The following is a 285-nucleotide window of genomic DNA, read 5'->3' as shown; positions in this document are numbered from 1 at the left end:
AAGTCGGCTATGATAGATTTTTGGTTTTACTAATGGCATCCATTCTTCCGTTAGCCTTTTAATCTTTTCCCATGACCAGACCCGTTTGCCCCCACGATGGTTGAGCCAGTTGTGGAGTAATCGTTTTGTCTGGTAATAGTACGAGTTCAATCTTCGGGTATTGAATGTCATCCCATAATAGGCATAATGGCCCCGGAGCTTCTGATTCAATTCAGCTATCAGTAACGGCATTGCTAGTTTATGCCTGTTGGCTTTGATCCACTCACTCATTCTTTTCAGGGAAGC

At 43.5% G+C, this 285-nt stretch carries 1 protein-coding gene; it reads right to left on the bottom strand.

Annotated features, from left to right (window positions below):
* Positions 1–285 (bottom strand): group II intron maturase-specific domain-containing protein (locus A3860_RS34575; protein WP_317043518.1); only part of this gene is annotated, 285 nt, incomplete at both ends.

It is taken from the genome of Niastella vici (genome assembly GCF_002077945.1).
In the GTDB taxonomy this organism is placed as follows: Bacteria; Bacteroidota; Bacteroidia; order Chitinophagales; family Chitinophagaceae; genus Niastella; species Niastella vici.
The sequence above is the reverse complement of the archived record's forward strand: the minus strand, read 5'-3'. Positions and strand labels throughout refer to the sequence as shown.